Source organism: Stappia indica (assembly GCF_009789575.1).
Taxonomy (GTDB): Bacteria; Pseudomonadota; Alphaproteobacteria; order Rhizobiales; family Stappiaceae; genus Stappia; species Stappia indica_A.
Genome location: NZ_CP046908.1, coordinates 4,338,717 through 4,358,068 on the forward strand (window position 1 = coordinate 4,338,717; position 19,352 = coordinate 4,358,068).

A 19,352-nucleotide genomic window follows, 5' to 3' on the forward strand; every position below is an offset into this window, starting at 1 on the left:
GATGGGCATTGCGCTGATCCTTCTCTTCGTCCTCATCGCGCTCGGATTGCCGATCGCGGCGGTTCTCGGCTGGCTGGCCGTGCTGCTGGACTGGTTGCTGTCGCCGTTTCCCCTGCAGCGGGCCTTCGGCGAAATCGCCTGGTCGCACAGCATCGAGTTCACGCTGATCGCGATCCCCATGTTCATCATGATGGGCGAGATCCTGCTGCGCTCGGGCATCGCCGACCGCATGTACAACGGCGTCGCGGCGTGGCTCGGCTGGCTGCCCGGCGGCTTGATGCACGCCAATATCGGCGCCAGTGCCCTGTTCGCGGCAACGTCCGGCTCCAGCGTCGCCACGGCCGCGACCATCGGCACCACCGCCATGCCGCAGGTGGATCGCCACGGCTACAGCGAGCGGTTGTTCCTCGGCTCTCTTGCGGCCGGCGGGACGCTGGGCATCCTGATCCCGCCGTCGATCAACATGATCATCTACGGCTTCCTGACCGACACCTCCGTCCCGCGCCTGTTCATGGCGGGACTGATCCCAGGGATCGTCCTTGCAGCGATCTTCTCGCTGGTCATCGTCGTGCTGTGCGTCGTCAAGCCGTCGCTGGACGGGGACCGCAGCGCGCCGACCGCGCGGGCCTTGCTGGCCAGCCTGCCGGCGCTGGCGCCGCCTCTCGGGCTGTTCGCGGTGGTGATTGGGTCGATCTATGCCGGCTGGGCCACCCCGACCGAGTCCGCGTCCATCGGCGTGATCGTCTCCTTGATGCTGGCCGCGCTCTATCGGCGGCTCAACTGGGAGATGCTGACCGAGGTGTTCATCGGCACGATCCGTACCTCCTCGATGATGATCCTGATCACGCTGCTGGCCTTCCTGCTGAACTTCGTCATCGGCGCGACCGGAATGGCAAGCGTGGTCAACGACTTCGTGAGCGGCCTCAACTGGAGCCCGCTGGCGACGATGCTGATGATCCTGCTCGTCTATCTGGTGCTGGGCATGTTCATGGACACGCTGGCGATGATCGTGCTGACCATCCCCATCGTCACGCCCATCGTCGTCGGCCTCGGCTACGACCCGATCTGGTTCGGCGTCATGATGGTGCTGGTGGCCGAAACCTCGGTGCTGACGCCGCCCATCGGCATGCTGTGCTATGTCGTGCACGGGGTCCGGGGCCGGGGCGATCTGACGGATGTGTTCATCGGCGTCACGCCGTTCATCGCCGCGCTGATGGGCATGATTGCCCTGATGCTGGCATGGCCGGAACTCGCACTGTGGCTGCCGGGGCACCTCTACTAGGCACCGTCCCGCTACGAGGCCGAAAAGCTCGAGGCCCGGCCAGCCGTCATGCGGCTGGCCGGGCCTTTGTCTTTTCGTCTTGCCCGCCTTGCGCCTCGACAGGATCGCAGCCCCTTCGCGTGGCAACGGGAGAATTGCCTCCGCACAACCTGCAATTTTTATCGGAAAAACCAATAATTATATCCAAAAAAGGCAGGTTATCCGATGAAGCCTTCTGGCGCAGGGTTGGATGTCCGGCGCGTTTTTTGACCGCGCCACTCCAATATCCCTCGGGAGCCAGAGTTGAGCGCTGTCTATCTGAATTACACGCAAGCCGAATTGAACCAGGCGTATGATCAATCGTGCTGGGCTCCAGAAATGGGGGATACGCTTGCCACCTATGCCGCGCTGAGTCTTGCGCAGCGCGAGGAAACGCCGCCGGAAGTCTTCCGCTACGAAGAAGACGCCATGGGCGGCATCGATGTGTTCAACGGGTCCGCCGAGGGGCCGCTGATCTATTTTCTCCACGGCGGTGCCTGGCGCTCGGGCGACCGTTCCATGTACAGCTTTCTCGCGCGCAATCTCGGGCGGATCGGCTGTCCGCTGGCCGTGCCGGATTACCCGAAGATCCAGACGGTCGGCTTGCCGGCGATGGTCGGCCGCGTGGCCGCTGCCCTGCGCGCCCTGCTGGCGCAGCGGCCCGACTATGCCCGGCGCGGCCTGGTCCTGGCGGGCCACAGTTCCGGTGCGCACCTGGCCGCATGCCTTGCGACCGGGGCAGGGGGCATCGACATCGCCGAGCGCGTCTCCGCATGCCTGCTCGTCTCGGGCATCTACGACATGGAGCCGGTGCTCCTGTCGAGCCGGCGCAGCTATGTGGAGGTGACGGAGGCGGAGGCCCGGCGGCTGAGCCCGCTCGTTCATGTCGAGGCGCTTGAGCCGGGCCGCATCACCCTGGCCTACGGATCCCGCGAAAGCCCGGAGTTCATCCGGCAGGCGGAAGAGTTCGGCCGGGTGCTGGCCTCGATGCGGCGCGATGTCCGGATGCTGCGGGTCGAGGACCGCGATCATTTCACCATCCTTCTGGACTGCAGCAATCCCGCCAGCGCGCTCTGGCAGGCCCTGACGTCGCTGGTGGCGTCGACGCAGCGCTGTGAAGCGCCGCATACCAGGGAGATGCAAGGACCGGACTAGACCAACCACACCGGAGAGGGAAAATGGGAGTGAATTCAATGAGAATGAAGTCGATTATCTGCGCCGCCGCGTTGCTGTGCGGAGCAGCCCCGGCCCTGGCCGAGCAATATTCCATCGGGACCCTGCCCCAGGGCAGCAGCGGCTATGTCATCGCCGCGGCCATCGCCTCGACGGCCAGCGATCACACGGACAACGACTTTATCGCCGTTGCGACCGGCGGCGCGAACCTCGTCCTGCCGCAGGTGAATTCCGGCGAGATGGATTTCGCCACCTCCAACATGATCGAGGCGTCCTACGCCGTCACCGGCACGGGCAACTTCGAGGGCACGCCCTTGCCCGAGCTGCGGATCGCCGCGGTGCTGCCGCGCTATCAGGTCGGCCTGCTCGTGCGCCGCGACAGCGAGTTCAAGACGGCCGCCGATCTGGCCGGCCGGCCGGTGCCGACCAAGTACAGCGCGATGAAGATGATCGAGCTGATGCAGGACGCCACGCTCGCCGCGGAAGGGCTGGACCCTTCCCGTTTCGAGGCGACCGCGGTGCCCAACTTCGCCAAGGCCGTCGAGCTGCTCGCCGCCGGCCGTGTCGACGCGGCCTATGCGGCGGCGACCAGCGCCCAGGTGCGCGAGGCGGACGCCTCCGTCGGCGTCAGGTTCCTTGGCGTCAATCCCGTTCCGGGCGGCGAGGAGAAGATGCAGGAGATCGCGCCCGGGTCCTATCTCGACACGATGGAGCCGGGGCCGGGCCTGGTCGGCGTCGACAAGCCGCTCACCATGTTCAGCTACGAATACGCCCTGCTCGTCGGCGCCCATGTGCCGGATCAGGTGGTGCATGACCTGGTGAAGGCGCTCTACGAAAACCAGAAAGAGCTGGCCGAGACCTCGCCGCACTTCAAGGGATGGGAGCCGGCCAGGATCTATCGGGAGTCCAGGAAGGCGAAATATCACCCGGGCGCGGAAGCGTTCTTTCGTGAAGTCGGTCTTTTGAAGAACTGATCCAGGATATCGGGCAGCGGGCGGATGTCCGTTGCCCGATCCCCAGTTGAAAGGTCTTGACGATGAGGCAATCTCTGGACGGTTCGGACGCGTGGACCGGCGTCGACCGGCTTTTCGCCGGCCTTCGCACGGCCTTTGCCGTGTCGATACCACTCCTTGCCGTCGGCTTCTGTCTGGATGGGCCGCGCAGGCTGGGCTACGTCATCTACGACGAGCAGTTCCTGGCGCTGCTGGTCGGCCTGTGCCTGGCGCTGGTCTTCCTGTCGACCGGTGCGCGCGGCACGGCCCGCAAGGGCGCGGCGCCCTGGTACGACGTCCTCGCCGCCGTGACCGGCCTTGGGGTCTGTCTGTACATCGCCTCGGACTACGAAGGGATTTCCATCGCCTCCGCGATGGATCCCATGGTGCACCTGTTTCCCGCCCTTGCCGTGATCCTGCTGTTGCTGGAGGGGGTGCGCCGGGTTGCCGGTTTCGCCCTCACGGCCATCATCCTCGTCTTCCTGGTCTACGGGCTGTGGGGCTACCTGATGCCCGCGCCCCTGACCGGCCAGCAGGTTTCCCCCCAGCGGCTGGCGGTCCAGATCGCCTTCGACCCGAGCGCCATTCTGGGTACCGCGCTGTTCATCTGCGCCACCGCCGTGGTCACGTTCATCCTGTTCGGGGCGATCCTGGAGAAGGCGGGCGGCACCGAGTTCTTCAACGATATCTCCCTTGCGCTGTTCGGCGGATATCGCGGCGGCGCCGCGAAAATCGCCGTGACCTCGTCGGCGCTGATGGGCTCGATCTCGGGCAGTGCGGTTGCCAATGTCGTCTCCTCCGGCGTCGTCACGATTCCGCTGATGAAGCGCAGCGGCTATCGCGCACAGACCGCGGCGGCGGTCGAGACCGTCGCCTCCACCGGCGGGCAGTTGGCGCCCCCCGTGATGGGCGCTGCGGCCTTCCTCATGGCGGACTTCCTGCAGGTGGACTATTCGGAAGTCGTCCTTGCCGCGTTGATCCCGGCCTTGCTGTACTTCCTGTCCATCTTCTTCCAGGTCGATCTTGCCGCAGCGCGCCGGGGCCTGCGCGCGCTTTCGAAGTCCGAGCTGCCCTCGGCGCGGGCGGTCATGGCCAAGGGGTGGATCTATCCGCTTCCCTTCGTCGTCCTGATCGTTGCGATGTTCTGGCTGCATCTGCGGGTCGAGGAAGCGGCCCTGTGGGCCTGCGCCTCCCTGATGCCGATCCTGCTGTGGCGGAAAGGCGGCCGGCGCAGCCCCGGCGACCTGTTCAGCGCATTCGCCTCGGCGGGCCAGTCGTCGACCTCCGTCATCCTGATCGCGGCGGCGGCGGGCATCATCATCGGCATTCTCAACCTGACCGGGCTCAGCTTCTCGCTGACGCGCATCCTGACGACGCTCGGCGAGAACAACCTGTTCCTGCTGCTTTTGCTGTCGGCGGCCCTGTCGATCGTGCTGGGAATGGGCATGCCGACCGTCGGCGTCTATGTGCTGCTGGCGACCCTGGTGACCCCCTCCATGATCAAGCTCGGGGTCGAGCCCATCGCCGCGCACATGTTCGTTCTCTACTTCGGCATGATGTCGATGATCACCCCGCCGGTCGCCGTGGCCGCGTTCTCGGCGGCGACCCTTGCCTCCAGTCCGCCGATGCGAACGGCGATGGAAGCGACGGTCATGGCCTGGCCGGCCTTCGTCGTGCCGTTCCTCTTCGTCTTCTCGCCGACCTTGCTGGGCGTCGGGCCGGCCGTCTCGGTGGTCGCCTCCACGGTGACGGCCCTTGCCGGCGTATGGTGCGTCACGGCAAGCGTCGTCGGCTATATTCGCGAACCCGCCGGTCCGCTGTCGCGCCTGATCATCTTCGCGTGCGGTGCGGCATTGCTGATGCCGACCGACCTGTTCCCGGGCGCGCTGCTGGTCAACATCGCCGGCCTGGCGGCGATGGTCGCGATGCTCCTGTGGTCGAGCAGGAGCAAGGCCGTGTCGGTGCCCGTCCGATAGGCGGATGCGGGGCCGGCTGGTCTCACTCAGGCTGTTCGGGGTCGGGGGCGACCCCGGCCCGCTGCAGGACGGCGCGCAGCTGCTTGATGAACGTGTAGCCTGCCGGGCTCAGCGAGCGGCTGGCGGGGTAGACGCAGGAGATCTTGCGCACGATGTGCGGCTGACCGAGAGGCAAGGCAACGACATGCGTGTTGTGAACTCCGAGAATGGTGTAGCGCGGCAGGATCGCGATACCCAGGTTCTCGGCCAGCATGCCGAAAATGGTGGTGATCTGCTCCACCTCCCACTGCGGCTGGAAGTCGACGCCCGCGCGGGCGAAGCCCAGCTCCACCAGTTCGCGCAGGCCGCTGCCCCGCACCAGCGTGATGCAGGGAAACCGGACGGCCTCGCGCCAGTCGGGAGCCTCGCTCGCCGTCAGCGGATGGCCCTTGAGGCAGAATATCATCATGTCTTCGCTCAAGAGCGGCATCGACCGCAGGTCGGTCTGGCCCGGCGTCATGGTTCCGATGCACAGGTCGACGCGGCCGTCCATCAACCGGATCAGCATCTCGTCGTTGGTGACGTCGGATATTTCCACCTTGATGCCGGGATGGAGCTTTGAGAAAGCGGCGACCGCGCGCGGCAGGATGGTCGCAGCAAGGAAAGGGGGAGCGGCAAGGCGCAGCCGGCCTTCCCGCAGTTCGGTCAGGTTGCGAACATCCGAAAACGTCTGCTCCAGCTCCTCGAACGTTCGCAGCGCGCCCTTGCGAAAGGTCCGGCCGGCTTCGGTCAGCTCGACCCGGCGCGTGGTCCTGTCGAACAGGCTGGTGCCCAGTTCCGTTTCGAGATCGCGGATGATCTGCGAAAGCGTCGGCTGGCTCAGGCCGATGCGTTCCGCCGTCCGCGAGAAATTGCAGGTGTCGGCCAAGACGAGGAAGGCGTTGAGCTGTCGGAATGTGATCTTCATGCCGTCCCACTTTATCAGACAATCACCAGGGATGTGGCGCGGCCCGTCGCACGCCTGCCGAAGGAAGGAGCCAGGATGACCCTCGAGGCAAGGGACGCGGAAATTATCTTGCACGGCGCGCGGCTCGTCGACCCTGCGGGGGGCGATCCGGCAGGCGATGCGGTCGCCATCGCCGGCGGGCGCATTCTTGGCGTCGGCCCGCACGAGCAGCTGAAGGGCCTGGCGACGCCCGCGACCGTCTCGCTCTGCTGCGACGGCCTGTCCCTGATGCCGGGCATGATCGACGGCCACGCCCATCTCGACCGCGAGGGGCTGAAGAGCGTCCTGCCGTCGATATCGGGCGCGCGGTCGATTGCCGAAATCCAGGCGGTCTTGCGGGATGTGGCCGCGCGCACGCCGCCGGGCCGATGGATCGTGCTGTCGCCGCTGGGGACGCCGCCGCTGTTTCTCGACGGCTGGTCCGGCCTTGCGGACGGGCGCTGCCCGGACCGGCACGATCTCGATGCCGCCGCGCCCGATCACCCGGTCTGGATCCGCCCCGCCTGGGGTTACTGGAGCAACAAGGCGGATCTGGTCTGCGTGGCAAACACCGCCGCCCTGGCGCTTGCCGGGGTGGGCCGGGACACCCCGTCGCCGCATCCGCTGGTCGAGATCCACCGCGCGGCGGACGGCGTGCCGGACGGGCGCTTTCGCGAGGCGACACGCATCTCCATCGTCGAGACGACGCTGATGTCCGCCGCACCCGGCTTCGACGTGGCGACCAGAACCGATGCGCTGGCCCGCTCGATGGATACCTACGCACGCTTCGGCACGACCGGCGTCTATGAAGGCCATGGCGTCGCGCGGGAGGTCATCGCCGCCTACGGCGCCTTGCGCGGGCGTTGCAAGCCGGGCATGCGGGCGACACTGGTCGTCAGCCCCTCCTGGTCGAATGTCGATGCTGCCGCCGACATGGCTGCCCTGATCGCGGACTGGACCCGGTGGGCGAAGCGGGACCTCGACGACGACGACCGCCTGCGCATCGAAGGCATCTATGCCGAGATCGACGAAACCGGCGAGGGGCTCGTCCGGGCGCGGGGAGGGTGCTGCACCGGCTGGGCGGGCTTCCATCTCGACAGCGGGGCACCGCGCGCGATGGTGCGCGAGCTGCTGCTGGAGGCAGCCCGGCAGCGCCTGCGCGTCTCGACCATCTTCGACGACGTCATGGGGCTGATGGAGGAGGTGAACCGGTCGCAGCCGCTCGCCGGGTTGAACTGGGTGCGCGGCCATGTCGCGACCCTGGACGACCGCGCCCTCGGAGCCATTCAGGACATGGGCCTGATGCTCGTCACCCATACCAACCGGCATATCGCCAAGGGCGGCTCGGCCCATCTTGCGCGCCTGGGACCCGACCGGCGCGATGAGATCGTGCCCATGCGCAAGATCCTGGATCGCGGCATCCCGGTCGCCCTCGGCTCGGACAATCTGCCCCCGTCCTTGCTGCATCCGGTCGCCGACCTGGAGCTGCGGCGCGACCACGGCACGGGCGAGCACATCGCACCGGAGCAGGCCCTGACCCGCCGCGAGGCGCTGGCGCTGGCGACCGCCGGCGGGGCGAACCTGCTGCTGCGCGGGAACGAGCTCGGGCGGCTCCAGCCCGGTTACCTCGCCGACATCGTCGGCTTCCCCGGCGACATCCTGACGATGGAGGCCGGCGAGCTGAGGCACCTCGAGGCGCGCCTGGCGCTCGTCGGCGGACGGGTCGTCCTGCGTCAAAACTAACCTGCCGCGGTCTCGCCCCCGCCGCCCTCGCATCATGTCCGGGGGGGCGCGCTCGTTCATCCGGGCTCCAACTGGCATCGGCGGGTGGGGCAGGTGGGGGCGAAGCCGGCAACGGATCTCATTGGACCGCTGATCGTCTGGTCGCTTGCGCGAACCTCAAGCGTGCCGAAAAAGCCCGGCAGGTTCGCGCAAGCAACAACACATTGAAAATTTTGCTCTTTTTTTACGTCATCAGTCTGTTGATGCGGCTGCGGGATGCAGCGCCTCGCAGTTCGCGCCGGAACTCTGGTTTCTTCTGAAAAAACCGCATGATACGAGGAGCCAGTCGCCCCCTTCGCGGGGGCGCGGATCGAAACTGGTACGAGCCGGGCAGCTCTGTGGCGCTGTCCTGTCGCCCCCTTCGCGGGGGCGCGGATCGAAACGCACGTATGCGAATGACAATGTCGCGCCGGCTCGAGGTGCGCAGCGTCGCCCCCTTCGCGGGGGCGCGGATCGAAACAAGTTCGCATATTGCCGCGTGCATCGCCGCAGAGTCGCCCCCTTCGCGGGGGCGCGGATCGAAACCGCGCTCCGTAGGACTTGCCGCCGTTGGCGTGCGTCGCCCCCTTCGCGGGGGCGCGGATCGAAACTTGAAGTGCACCGCGCCCTTCTTTTGCAGCTCGTGTCGCCCCCTTCGCGGGGGCGCGGATCGAAACCAGCGCGGCAGCTGCCGGCAGGCGGCTTCCAGGGTCGCCCCCTCGCGGGGGCGCGGATCGAAACGCCTCGTCGTGTGGGTGGTGCCGCCGGCAGCGGGTCGCCCCCTTCGCGGGGGCGTGGATCGAAACTGGCGCGGCTTCGCCGGCTATGACGTTCGCGCGCGTCGCCCCTTTCGCGGGGGCGTGGATCGAAACGACGCGGCCGCGCAAGCCTGGGTGGCAGCGCAGCGTCGCCCCTTTCGCGGGGGCGCGGATCGAAACCAGCGCTCGACTCGCCGCGTGTAGACCTCGCTCGTCGCCCCCTTCGCGGGGGTGCGGATCGAAACTATGCCGAGGCTGCGACGGTTGGGATCTTCCATCGCCGCCTCCTTCACGGGGGCGTGGATCGAAACCAGAACCGGGTGCCGGTGGCCTTCACGAAAGGCAGGGTCGCCCCCTTCGCGGGGCGCGGATCGAAACGGGGAGCGCCCAAAGGCGCGGCGCCGCGTGATGAGTCGCCCCCCCTCGCGGGGGGGGGGGCGGCGGCTAGCGTTCGTCCGCGCCGCCGCCTGCCTTGCTCGCCTTGCGGATGCGGCTGAAGCTCATGGCGATATGCGCGCGCCGCACATGGGCCGCGGCGGCGAGGTCGCCATGCTCCACCGCCTCGGTGATGTCCGTCACCTCGCGCTGGAAGGTGGTGAACTCGGTATGGATCAGCTCCTCGAAATTCTTCAGCCGTGAGGCCGTCTTCAGCCAGATCCGCGCGGTCTGGTAATACAGACGCTCGCTGATCTCGCGCAGCGGCGCATTGGTCGTCAGCGCGTTGAACAGGTGGAAGAAGTCCATGTTGATCCGCGAGAAGGTGCGCGGATCGCCCTCCGACACCATCTCGTCGCAGCGCGCGCGCATCTCGCGGAAGCGGGCGATCAGCGCCTCGTCGACCGGGATCGGCGACAGCTTGCCGACCAGCTCGGCCAGCTCCACCCGCAGCTCGTAGACCTGCGCCAGCGCATCGACCTCGATGTCGGTGACGATGGTGCCGACCCCGTGCACCGAGCGCAGCAGCCCCTCCGCCTCCAGCTTGACCAGCACCCGGCGCACCGGCGTGCGCGAGACGCGGAATTCCTCGGCCAGGTCCTCCTCGCGCAGCCGGCTGCCGGGCGCATAGTCGAGCAGGCAGATCCGCATTCTCAAGGTCTGGTAGATCCGCTCGAACCGGCCGCGCGCGCCTTCTTCCGCCGGCCGTCCGGCCCCCTGGTCCACCGTCATCAGGTCTGTCCGCTCCCGTCGCATCTGTGCGCGCCGCCTGCCCGGCGGAGCCGCGTCTTGTCCGGCATTTCCGCTCTTCCGGCAAGCGTCTTGCCGTTGCGTAGCCTCGTGGGAAAGTCACGCTTTCCACAATCCGTCCAAAGCCTTGGTTGCAGCCCTGGAGGGCGCGTCATTCCCTGTAATGTGTACATCTGGCGGCGCCGTGGAAAGGCGCACGAGGAAGTCGCTCGGTCATTTCTGCAAATTCCGTTGACACAGTCTGACGCAGCATGATGTTGTGCACAACATAAGAAGCAAGACTTGGTGGAACAGAGGAGCTCAACCATGAAAAACACGATCTTCAAAGGCCTTGCCACGCTCGGCATGGCCGCGCTCGCCTTCGGCTTTGCCGGCAGCGCAAATGCCCAGTCGCTGCTGGAGCGCGCCGAGAAGGGCGAGCCGATCCGCATCGGCTTCGCCAACGAGGTGCCCTTCGCCTATCCGGGCGAGGACGGCAGCCCCAAGGGCTTCGTGAACGCCTATACGATCGGCGTTCTCAAGACGATGGGCTTCGAGAACATCGAGCCGGTTCAGACCGAGTGGGGCGGGCTCATTCCGGGCCTCAACGCCAACCGCTTCGACATCGTCACCGGCGGCATGAACATCCTGGCCAGCCGCTGCGAGAACATCGCCTTCTCCGAGCCGATGGCCAAGGTCGGCGACGGCTTCATCCTGGCGCCGGGCAATCCGAAGAACATCAGCGACTATGCCAGCCTGGTGGCAAACAACGCGGTGATGGTCACCGGCGCCGGCTATTCCAACATCGAGGCCGCCAAGGGCGCGGGCGTGCCGGAATCCAACATCATGCAGGTGCCCGGACCGACCGAGATCCTGGCCGCCGTGCGTGCGGGCCGCGCCGATGCGGGCGCCGGCACCTACTTCACCATGAAGCAGCTGGCCGACAGCTCCAACGGTGCCGTCGAGGCGTCCGATCCGAACGCCATGCCGGAGGACTCGTTCAACTGGGCCGGCATCGGCTTCCGCAAGGCCGACCAGGCCTTCCTCGACAAGTTCAACGAGGCCCAGGCCAAGTATCTCGGCTCGGAAGAGATGCTCGCCGCCGTTGCCGAATACGGCTATGGCGAGGGCTCGCTGCCCGGCGACAAGACCACCGAGTGGGTCTGCGCCAACCGCTGACATGACGACGACGGCGCGCGGCGGGCCGGCTTTGCCGGCCTTCCGCCCCGTCTCCCGCATCCGGGCAGGGTTACCTGCCCGGGCTTTGCGGCCTTGAACGAGGTCTGACAGCAAGGGCTGGGCGGCATGTCCTATTTCGAATTCCTCGGCCAGTATGGCGACCGGATCGCCAGCGGCACGCTCATCACCATGGCGCTGACGGTTCTTTCCGCGCTGCTGGCGGTGGCGATCGCCGTGGCCGCGGGCCTGATGCGCATGGCGCCCAACATGGCGGTGCGCGGCTTCGCCACCGTCTATATCGAGATCTTTCGCGGCACATCGCTGCTCGTCCAGCTCTACTGGATCTTCTTCGTGCTGCCGCTCTTCGGCATCACGCTGGAAAAGTTCACGGCCGGCTTCGTGGCCGTGGGCATGAATCTCGGCGCCTATGGCGCGGAGCTGGTGCGCGGCGCCATTCTCTCCGTGCCCAAGGGCCAGTGGGAAGCGGCGCTGGCGCTCAACATGTCGCCGGCCAAGCGGATGATCCGGGTGATCCTGCCGCAGGCGGTGCTGATCATGCTGCCGTCCTGGGGCAACCTCCTGATCGAGCTGCTGAAAGGCACCGCGCTGGTCGCGCTGATCTCCGTCGCCGACCTGATGTTCCAGGTGAAGCAGATCAACGGCACCACCTTCATGTCGGCCGAGACCTTCGGCACCGCGCTCATCATCTACTACGTGCTGGCCCGGTTCATGATCACGCCGTTCATGCGCTGGCTCGAACGCTTCATGCTGCGCAAGATGGGGAGGGCCTGAGCCATGTTCGACTGGCGCTGGGACTTCACCTTCGAGATCCTGCCCCGGCTGATCGTCGCCACCGGCAACACCTTGCTGGCCGCCGGCCTCGGCTATGCCATCGCGGTCGTGCTCGGCCTCGTCTTCGCGCTGGCGCAGCGCACGCCCTTCCGTCCGCTCACCCTGGGTGTGCGCGAGGCGGTGGAGTTCATCCGCTCCACGCCGCTCGTGCTGCAGATCTTCTTCGTCTTCTATGTCGGCCCGCAATTCGGCATCCGCCTGTCGCCCTGGACGGCCGGCATGATCGCCATCGGCCTGCACTATGCGGCCTACCTTTCCGAGGTCTATCGCGGCGGGCTGGAAAGCGTGCCGAAGGGCCAGTGGGAGGCGGCAAAGTCGCTCAACCTGTCGACGGCGCGTACCTACTTCCGGGTCATCCTTCCCCAGGCGCTGCCGCCCTCGCTTGCCGGCATGGGCAACTATCTCGTCGGCATCTTCAAGGACACGCCGATGCTGTCGGTGATCGGCGTCGCGGAGCTGATGCACACGGCCAATGCCATCGGCTCGGAAACCTACCGCTTCCTCGAGCCGTTCACGCTCGTCGGCATCATCTTCCTCTGCATTTCGCTGCCAACGGCGGCCTTGATCCGGGTCTTCGAGACCTGGGTGCGCCGCAAACTCGGATTGGGCTGATGGATACCACAGACGTTTCCGCCTTCCCCTTGAAGCTCGAGGGGGACGCGATCCCGATGGTCAGCTTCAAGAAGGTCACCAAGTCCTACGGCAACCTGGTGGTGCTGGACTCGCTCGACCTCGACGTCGCCGAAGGCGAGATGGTGACCGTCATCGGTCCCTCCGGCTCGGGCAAGACCACCGTGCTGCGCATGCTGATGACGCTGGAGACCATCAATGGCGGCGTCATCTATGTCGACGGCGAGCCGCTGACCCATATGGAGCGCGACGGCAAGCTGGTGCGCGCCGACAGTCGCCACATGCGCAAGATGCGCTCCAAGATCGGCATGTGCTTCCAGCACTTCAACCTGTTCCCGCACATGACGGCGCTGGAAAACTGCATGGAAGGTCCCGTGCATGTGCTCGGCATGTCGAAAAAGGAAGCACGCGAGCGTTCCGAGGAACTGCTGGCGATGGTCGGCATGGCCGAAAAGCGCGACCAGCACCCCTCGCGCCTGTCGGGCGGCCAGCAGCAGCGCGTGGCGATTGCCCGCGCGCTGGCCATGCGGCCCAAGGTGATGCTGTTCGACGAGGTGACCTCCGCGCTCGATCCGGAGGTGATCGGCGAGGTGACCAACGTCATCCGCCAGCTGGTCGCCGAGCACAATCTCACCATGCTGATGGTCACCCACCAGATGGGCTTCGCCAAGGACATTTCCGACCGCATCTGCTTCTTCTACAGCGGCCGGATCGAGGAGCAGGGCTCGCCGGACGAACTGTTCGGCAATCCGCAGAAGGAGCGCACGCAGCAGTTCCTCAGCGCGGTCAAGGAGGCGAGTTGAGCATCGAGCTTGCCGACATTCTCGCCGCGCGCCGCACCATTGCTGGCGTTGCCGCGCGCACCCCGATGGTGCCTTCGCTCGCCGTGGAAGGGGAGCTCCTGCTGAAGCTGGAGACGGCCCAGCCCATCGGCGCGTTCAAGCTGCGCGGCGCGCTCAACGCCGTCGCCGCCGTGCCGGCGGGAGCGCCCGGCGTCACCTGCTGCTCGACCGGCAATCACGGCCGCGGCGTTGCCTTTGCCGCGCGTGCCGCCGGCCTTCGCGCGGTCGTGTGCATGTCCGAGCTGGTGCCGAGAGCCAAGGTCGAGGGCATCCGTGCGCTGGGGGCCGAAGTCCATATCGCCGGCCGCAGCCAGGACGATGCCCAGGCCGAGAGCCTGCGGCTGGTGCGCGAGGAGGGGCTCATTGAGATTCCGCCCTTCGACGATCCGCGGGTGATCGCCGGCCAGGGCACCATTGGCCTTGAAATGCTGGAGGACCGCCCGGACCTTGCGGCGATCCTCGTGCCGCTGTCCGGCGGCGGACTTGCCGCCGGCGTCGCGCTGGCGGCCAGGGCGATCAAGCCGTCGATCCGCCTCATCGGCGTCACCATGGACCGCGGCGCGGCGATGCACGCCTCCATCCGCGCCGGCCGTCCGGTCGAGGTGGTGGAGGTGGCGAGCCTTGCCGACTCGCTCGGCGGCGGCATCGGGCTGGAGAACCGGCTGACCTTCGCCATGTGCCGCGATCTGCTGGACGACTGCATCCTCGTCACCGAGGACGAGATCTATGAGGCCATGCAGGCGCTCTATTACGAAGACCGCATGGTGGCCGAGGGCGGCAGCGTCGTCGGCATCGCCGCGATGCGCTCGGGCCGTCTGCCGGCTTTCGGCGGTCCGGTCGCGACCATCCTCACGGGGCGCAATGTCGACATGACCACCTTCACCGAGATCGTCGCCGGGCGCGGCGTCCGCCTCGGTGAGATCGAGCTGAAAGGGCGCAGTTATGGCGCATGAAGTGACCGTCCTGACCGCCGGCGAGCTGCGCGGGCTGGTGCAGCTGGATCTGGCCGCCGTCGATGTGGTCGAGCGGGCCTTCGCCGCGCTCGCCTCGGGCACCGTGGTGATGCCGCCGATCCTGTCGATGGCGATCCCTGAGGCCAATGGCGAGGTCGACGTCAAGACCGCCTATATCCCCGGTTTCGACGGCTTCGCGATCAAGGTCAGCCCCGGCTTCTTCGACAATCCGAAGCTCGGCCTGCCGAGCCTCAACGGATTGATGATCCTGTTTTCCGCCAAGACCGGCCTCGTCGAGGCGCTGCTGCTCGACAATGGCTACCTGACGGATGTGCGCACGGCCGCCGCCGGTGCGGTCGCCGCGCGCCATCTTGCGCCCGCAAAGGTCGAGACGGCGACCGTCATCGGCACCGGCATCCAGGCGCGGCTGCAGATCGAGGCGGCCCATCTGGTGCGCCCGTTCTCCCGCGTCCTCGTCTGGGGACGCGACATGGCCAAGGCGCGCGCTTGCGCTGCCGACATCGCCGAGCGGCTGAAGATTACGGCCGAGGCCGTCGCGGACCCGGCCGAGGCGGTGGCGCAGAGCCAGCTCGTCGTCACCACCACTCCGGCGGAGCACCCGGTTTTCAAGGCCGAATGGCTGCATCCCGGCCTCCACATCACAGCGATGGGCTCGGACCAGGCGGGCAAGAACGAGATCGACCCTGCTGCGCTTGCCGCCGCCGATCTTTATGTCTGCGATCGGGTCAGCCAGTGCGAGGCTCTCGGCGAGCTGCGCAGCGCCATTGCCGCCGGCCTGTGGCAGGGCGGCACGCCGCCGGAGCTCGGCGAGATCGTCACGGGGCGCCATCCCGGCCGCCGCTCGGACGACGAGATCACCATCTGCGATCTCACCGGCACGGGCGCGCAGGACACGGCGATCGCGACCTCCACCATCGCTGCCGCCCGCAAGGCCGGCGCCGGCTCGACGATCCTGACCTAGGCGGTGGATCGCACCGGCAGTGAGTTCGACGTGACAAGGCCGCCGGGGCACTGCCGGCGGCCTTGTCGTATCGGGTTTGCGTGAAAGGCCGCGTCAGCGGTCGGCGATCATCTTGTCGATGACCTTGCGGGTTTCCGCCAACTCGCCGAACTGGGCGATGGACGAGACGCTGACCACCTTGGAGCCGGCCTCCTCGATCTGCCGGCTCAGCTCGCGGCCGACGACCGAGTTCGGGTTGCCGAGCTGGCCGAGATGCTCCGATTCCCCGACCAGCGCCATGCCTTCGGTGGTGAACCAGGCGGCGAAGAGGCGCGCCGCGTTCGGATTGGGCGCATAGGCCGGTACGAAGACCTTCATGCCCAGAACCGGCGTGTAGTCGGTGAAGGGGCGGAAGCGCACGGGTTCGCCGCGGTCGATGGCAAGGTCGGTGGCATAGGCCATGCCCGTGCCCACCGCCGCCTCGCCGGCGGAGACGGCGGCCCCCACCGCGCCGCTGCCGGCCTTCAGCACCGGATTGTTGTCCAGCAGCTTGCCCACCAGGTCGATGGTCGGCTCCGCGCCGATCTCGTAGCTGAGATAATCGACCGGCGCGATGTGGTAGGAGTTGAGCGCGATGCGCTGGTTCCAGCTTTCGTCGGCAAGGTCGGCGAAGGAGCGCGGCAGGTCCGCCTCCTCGACGAAGTCGGTGTTCCACACAAGTCCATAGACCAGGTCGAACATCGACAGCACCGTGCCGCTCATCTCCGGGGGTACGCCGCCTGCGGCCTGGTCGATGCTCTCCAGCATCGAGCCGAAGGTGGCCGGCCAGTCCATCCTGGCGACATAACCCTTCTCGACCGAGGGCCACAGGTCATCGACGCTGCCCTGGCCGATATCGGCGCTGAACCGGCCCGAGGGGCTCTCGGCATTGAGCCGCGACATCAGCGTGGTCGGATGCATCGGCGACCATTCGATGTCGATGTCGAGGCCGAACCGGCTCTTGAAGGCCTCCATGACGATCTCGCGATTGTGCTGCTGCGTCGGCTGCAGCAACAGCACGACCAACCGGCCTTCCTTCTTCGCGCCCTCGACCAGTTCCTCGATGGTCGGGGCGTCGGCCGCGCGCGCGGGCACCGAGGCGGTCACGGCCGCCAGCGTGGCCGCCACGACGGCGGCGGTGAAAATGCGTCCCTTCATGGTTCCTCCCAGACAGGTTGCGCGGCCGGCCCGACATTGATCGAAAGCTTCAGATCCGCGGCGGATTGCAGGATATCCCAATAGTCGCGAGAGTCAATAAACATCAGACCATTTAAAATTTCGTCCTATTCATCTCTCCTGCATGGCGTGTCGGGCGGTCTCGGGCCCTTCTTCGGGGCGCTTTGGGAGTTCCGTAGCGTCTGCGGCGAATTATCCCGCTCTCAGAGCGGGTTTGCTAATTGGTCTGATATATTTCATATTGGCACAAACGCGTTTCGGCGTTTGCATTCGCCGCCAGGCAGTTCATATCGGCAGGTTCATGGTCCAGAAAAAAGACACGGCAAAGACCGAGCGGGCAGGCGCACAGCGCCGCTTCAGCCTCGATCGCATCAAGATTCCCAAGGCGGCGGACGTCCTGGCCTCGCATCTGCGCGACGAGATCGTGCAGGGACGGATCGCCAATGGAGAGATGCTGCCCAACGAGCGGGAGCTTGCGGACAATTCCGGCCTGTCGCGTTCCAGCGTCCGCGAGGCTCTGCGCATGCTGGAAATCGAGGGCCTGCTGGTCACCAAGCAGGGGCGCAACGGCGGCTCCATGGTCTGCCAGCCGAGCCGCGACACCATCGTCAAGACGGTCAATCTCTATATCTCCAGCCGCAAGACGCGCCTGTCCTCGCTGGTCGAGGCCCGCAGCGCCATCGAGCCCTCGGCGGCGATGCTGGCCGCGCGCTATCGCACGGCGGAGGATGTGGAGGCGATTTCCGCCCACCATCAGCGTCTTCTCGACAGTCTCGACGATCTCGACGGGTTCTTGCGCGCAAATATCGACTGGCACATGGCCATCGTCCACGCCAGTCACAACGACCTGCTGATCGCCTTCATGGAGTCCATCGCCCAGTCGGTCTACGCGGTGACCAATGTGGAGGACCTCAACCCCGAGGGGGTGCGCCAGAAGGTGGCCAAGGTCCATGGCCTGATCACCGACGCGATCAAGGCAGGCGACCCGGCCGAGGCCAAGCGCCTGATGGACCGGCACGTCAACGCCTATGCCGAGCATATCGGCATGAAGGCCTGAGATCCGGGACGGGCTTTCGGCCGGACCGTCCTCCCGGACAGCTGCCCATCTGTGAAAAAAGGGCCGCGTCTTCCCCCGGCCTCAGGGTCAGACCTTGGGAAAGACGCGGCAGTCACCCGGCGAGGGCAGTGCCGGGTGAGGGAGCGAAGGCGGGAGACCTGATCGCCGGGGGCTGTCAGCCCGCGAGATCGCGGTGGAACGCCTTGGCGACGATCCGCCATGTCCCGTCGATGCGCAGCAGGTGCAGCACGTCGCGGAAGCGGTTGGGCGGGCTCGTCATCTCGATGGTGACGGCGGCGCAGTCGGGCCCGGCCAGCTCCAGCGAGGCGAGGCGGAAGTCGGGCGCATGCCCTTGTTCTGCCGCCGAGGCGCGGCTGCCGACGAGGTCGATCCAGTCGCTGGCCGCGAAGCAGCGCAGCGCCCCGTCCTCGACGAATTGCAGCTTGCAGTCGGGCAGGAACAGCCGCCCCAACTCGTCCGTGTCGCCCTGGTGAAAGGCGATGGCATAGGCTTCGGCCGCCGCCGCCACCTGCCGGTAGCTCTCCTGAAGCTGCGCGCTCATCTGGGCACCTCCACGTCGAGGACCTGCTTCATCCAGCGGCAGCCGTTGTGGAAGTTGGTGACGGCACTGCCGGGCGGCACCAGCGCGTCGAACTCGGCCTCCAGATGGGTGGGAAAGTCGAGCTCCAGCACCGGCAGCATGTCCTCCAGCTGCTCGAGCGTGCGCGGCCCGAACAGCGGTGCGGCGACGCCCGGACGGTCCTTGACCCAGGCCAGCGCCAGATGGCTGCCGGCAAGTCCTGCGCGTTCGGCCAGTTCCGCGACCTTGCGGCCGACGGCGATCCCCGCCTCGTTCACCCGGTCGGCATAGGTGCCGCCGCGGGTGATGGCCCGGCTGTCCGCGGGCGGGGCGGCCTTGGAGCCGTAGCGCCCGGCGAGCACACCCTGCGCCAGCGGCGCATAGGGCAGCAGGCTCACCCCTTCCGCAAGGCACAGCGGCACCAGTTCGTTCTCCACGCGCCGGTCCAGCAGGTTGTAGGGCGGCTGCTCGGCGATCGGCCGCGCCCAGCCGCGCCGCTCGGCGATGGCGATCGCCTCGTAGACCTTCCAGGCCGGATGGGTGGAGGTGCCGATGTAGCGGACCTTGCCCTGGCGCACGAGGTCGTTCAGCGCCGACAGGGTTTCCTCCGCCGGAATGTCGAAGTCCGGCCGGTGCAGCTGCAGCATGTCGATATGGTCGAGGCCCATCCGCTTCAGGCTGCGCTCGCATTCGCGGATGATGTGGTGGCGCGAGTTGCCGCGGTCGTTGGGGCCGGGGCCGACGGGAAAGTGCACCTTGGTGTTGACGATCAGGTCGTCGCGCCGCCCGCTTTCGCGCAAGGCCCGGCCGAGATAGGCCTCGCTGCGTCCCTCATTGTAGGAGTTGGCGACGTCGAACAGGTTGATGCCGGCATCGATGGCCCGTGCGATGATGCGCACGGATGTTTCCTCGTCGGTCGGCCCGCCGAAGTTGAAGGTTCCAAGCGCCAGCGGCGAGACCATGAGGCCGCTGCGCCCGAGCGATCGATAGTTCAT

General features: G+C 66.9%; 17 protein-coding genes. 12 read left to right on the forward strand and 5 right to left on the reverse strand.

Annotation, left to right across the window (positions count from 1 at the left end):
• Position 1 precedes the first annotated feature (1 nt).
• The 4 genes from GH266_RS20180 to GH266_RS20195 all read left to right on the forward strand — a co-directional run bounded on the left by GH266_RS20180 (position 2) and on the right by GH266_RS20195 (position 5,441).
• Positions 2–1,282 (forward strand): TRAP transporter large permease, encoded by a 1,281-nt coding sequence (locus tag GH266_RS20180; protein WP_158195425.1) that lies wholly within the window; start codon positions 2–4, stop codon positions 1,280–1,282.
• A 357-nt stretch (positions 1,283–1,639) separates the two neighbouring features.
• Positions 1,640–2,455, forward strand: a complete 816-nt coding sequence (locus GH266_RS20185; protein ID WP_158195426.1) for an alpha/beta hydrolase — start codon at positions 1,640–1,642, stop codon at positions 2,453–2,455.
• A gap of 44 nt (positions 2,456–2,499) precedes the next feature.
• Positions 2,500–3,447, forward strand: a complete 948-nt coding sequence (locus tag GH266_RS20190) for a TAXI family TRAP transporter solute-binding subunit (RefSeq protein ID WP_158195427.1) — start codon at positions 2,500–2,502, stop codon at positions 3,445–3,447.
• Between the two features lie 62 nt (positions 3,448–3,509).
• Positions 3,510–5,441 (forward strand): TRAP transporter permease, encoded by a 1,932-nt coding sequence (locus GH266_RS20195; protein WP_158195428.1) that lies wholly within the window; start codon positions 3,510–3,512, stop codon positions 5,439–5,441.
• 22 nt (positions 5,442–5,463) lie between these two features.
• Here the strand turns inward: GH266_RS20195 and GH266_RS20200 are convergent, their stop codons facing one another.
• Complete coding sequence (locus GH266_RS20200; RefSeq protein WP_158195429.1) at positions 5,464–6,387, reverse strand: LysR family transcriptional regulator; 924 nt, start codon at positions 6,385–6,387, stop codon at positions 5,464–5,466.
• Positions 6,388–6,462: 75 nt separating this feature from the next.
• On the opposite strand from GH266_RS20200, the gene GH266_RS20205 reads away from it, so the two are divergent.
• Positions 6,463–8,148, forward strand: coding sequence for an amidohydrolase (locus GH266_RS20205; protein ID WP_158195430.1), 1,686 nt, complete (start codon positions 6,463–6,465; stop codon positions 8,146–8,148).
• Between the two features lie 1,220 nt (positions 8,149–9,368).
• On the opposite strand, the gene GH266_RS20210 is transcribed toward GH266_RS20205, so the two are convergent.
• Positions 9,369–10,091, reverse strand: coding sequence for a GntR family transcriptional regulator (locus tag GH266_RS20210; protein WP_158195431.1), 723 nt, complete (start codon positions 10,089–10,091; stop codon positions 9,369–9,371).
• Between the two features lie 324 nt (positions 10,092–10,415).
• Between GH266_RS20210 and ehuB the strand changes: the two genes are divergently transcribed.
• The 6 genes from ehuB (at position 10,416) to GH266_RS20240 (ending at position 15,526) form a co-directional block, all read left to right on the forward strand.
• Entirely contained in the window at positions 10,416–11,267 is an 852-nt protein-coding gene (gene ehuB, locus GH266_RS20215; protein ID WP_158195432.1) for an ectoine/hydroxyectoine ABC transporter substrate-binding protein EhuB, read from the forward strand.
• Between the two features lie 126 nt (positions 11,268–11,393).
• Positions 11,394–12,059: an ectoine/hydroxyectoine ABC transporter permease subunit EhuC gene (gene ehuC, locus GH266_RS20220; protein WP_158195433.1), complete on the forward strand. Its 666-nt coding sequence runs from the start codon at positions 11,394–11,396 to the stop codon at positions 12,057–12,059.
• A gap of 3 nt (positions 12,060–12,062) precedes the next feature.
• Positions 12,063–12,731: an ectoine/hydroxyectoine ABC transporter permease subunit EhuD gene (gene ehuD, locus GH266_RS20225; RefSeq protein ID WP_158195434.1), complete on the forward strand. Its 669-nt coding sequence runs from the start codon at positions 12,063–12,065 to the stop codon at positions 12,729–12,731.
• Positions 12,731–13,552 carry an ectoine/hydroxyectoine ABC transporter ATP-binding protein EhuA gene (gene ehuA, locus GH266_RS20230; RefSeq protein ID WP_158195435.1) on the forward strand — a complete coding sequence of 274 codons (822 nt, stop codon included), beginning with the start codon at positions 12,731–12,733 and terminating at the stop codon, positions 13,550–13,552. Before ehuD ends, ehuA begins: the two co-directional genes overlap by 1 nt.
• A complete protein-coding gene (gene eutB, locus GH266_RS20235; protein WP_158195436.1) occupies positions 13,549–14,544 on the forward strand; it encodes a hydroxyectoine utilization dehydratase EutB in 996 nt (331 codons plus the stop codon). Before ehuA ends, eutB begins: the two co-directional genes overlap by 4 nt.
• Positions 14,534–15,526 carry a cyclodeaminase gene (locus tag GH266_RS20240; protein WP_158195437.1) on the forward strand — a complete coding sequence of 331 codons (993 nt, stop codon included), beginning with the start codon at positions 14,534–14,536 and terminating at the stop codon, positions 15,524–15,526. Before eutB ends, GH266_RS20240 begins: the two co-directional genes overlap by 11 nt.
• Positions 15,527–15,619: 93 nt before the next feature.
• Here the strand turns inward: GH266_RS20240 and GH266_RS20245 are convergent, their stop codons facing one another.
• Positions 15,620–16,702, reverse strand: coding sequence for an ABC transporter substrate-binding protein (locus tag GH266_RS20245; RefSeq protein WP_158195438.1), 1,083 nt, complete (start codon positions 16,700–16,702; stop codon positions 15,620–15,622).
• A 319-nt stretch (positions 16,703–17,021) separates the two neighbouring features.
• On the opposite strand from GH266_RS20245, the gene GH266_RS20250 reads away from it, so the two are divergent.
• Positions 17,022–17,777 carry a FadR/GntR family transcriptional regulator gene (locus tag GH266_RS20250; RefSeq protein WP_158195439.1) on the forward strand — a complete coding sequence of 252 codons (756 nt, stop codon included), beginning with the start codon at positions 17,022–17,024 and terminating at the stop codon, positions 17,775–17,777.
• 175 nt (positions 17,778–17,952) lie between these two features.
• On the opposite strand, the gene GH266_RS20255 is transcribed toward GH266_RS20250, so the two are convergent.
• Together GH266_RS20255 and GH266_RS20260 are read right to left on the reverse strand one after the other, a co-directional pair.
• The gene (locus GH266_RS20255; protein WP_158195440.1) at positions 17,953–18,339 is read right to left on the reverse strand and encodes a nuclear transport factor 2 family protein; all 387 of its coding nucleotides are present in this window, start codon (positions 18,337–18,339) and stop codon (positions 17,953–17,955) included.
• Positions 18,336–19,352 (reverse strand): aldo/keto reductase, encoded by a 1,017-nt coding sequence (locus tag GH266_RS20260; RefSeq protein WP_158195441.1) that lies wholly within the window; start codon positions 19,350–19,352, stop codon positions 18,336–18,338. The genes GH266_RS20255 and GH266_RS20260 overlap by 4 nt, the downstream gene beginning before the upstream one ends.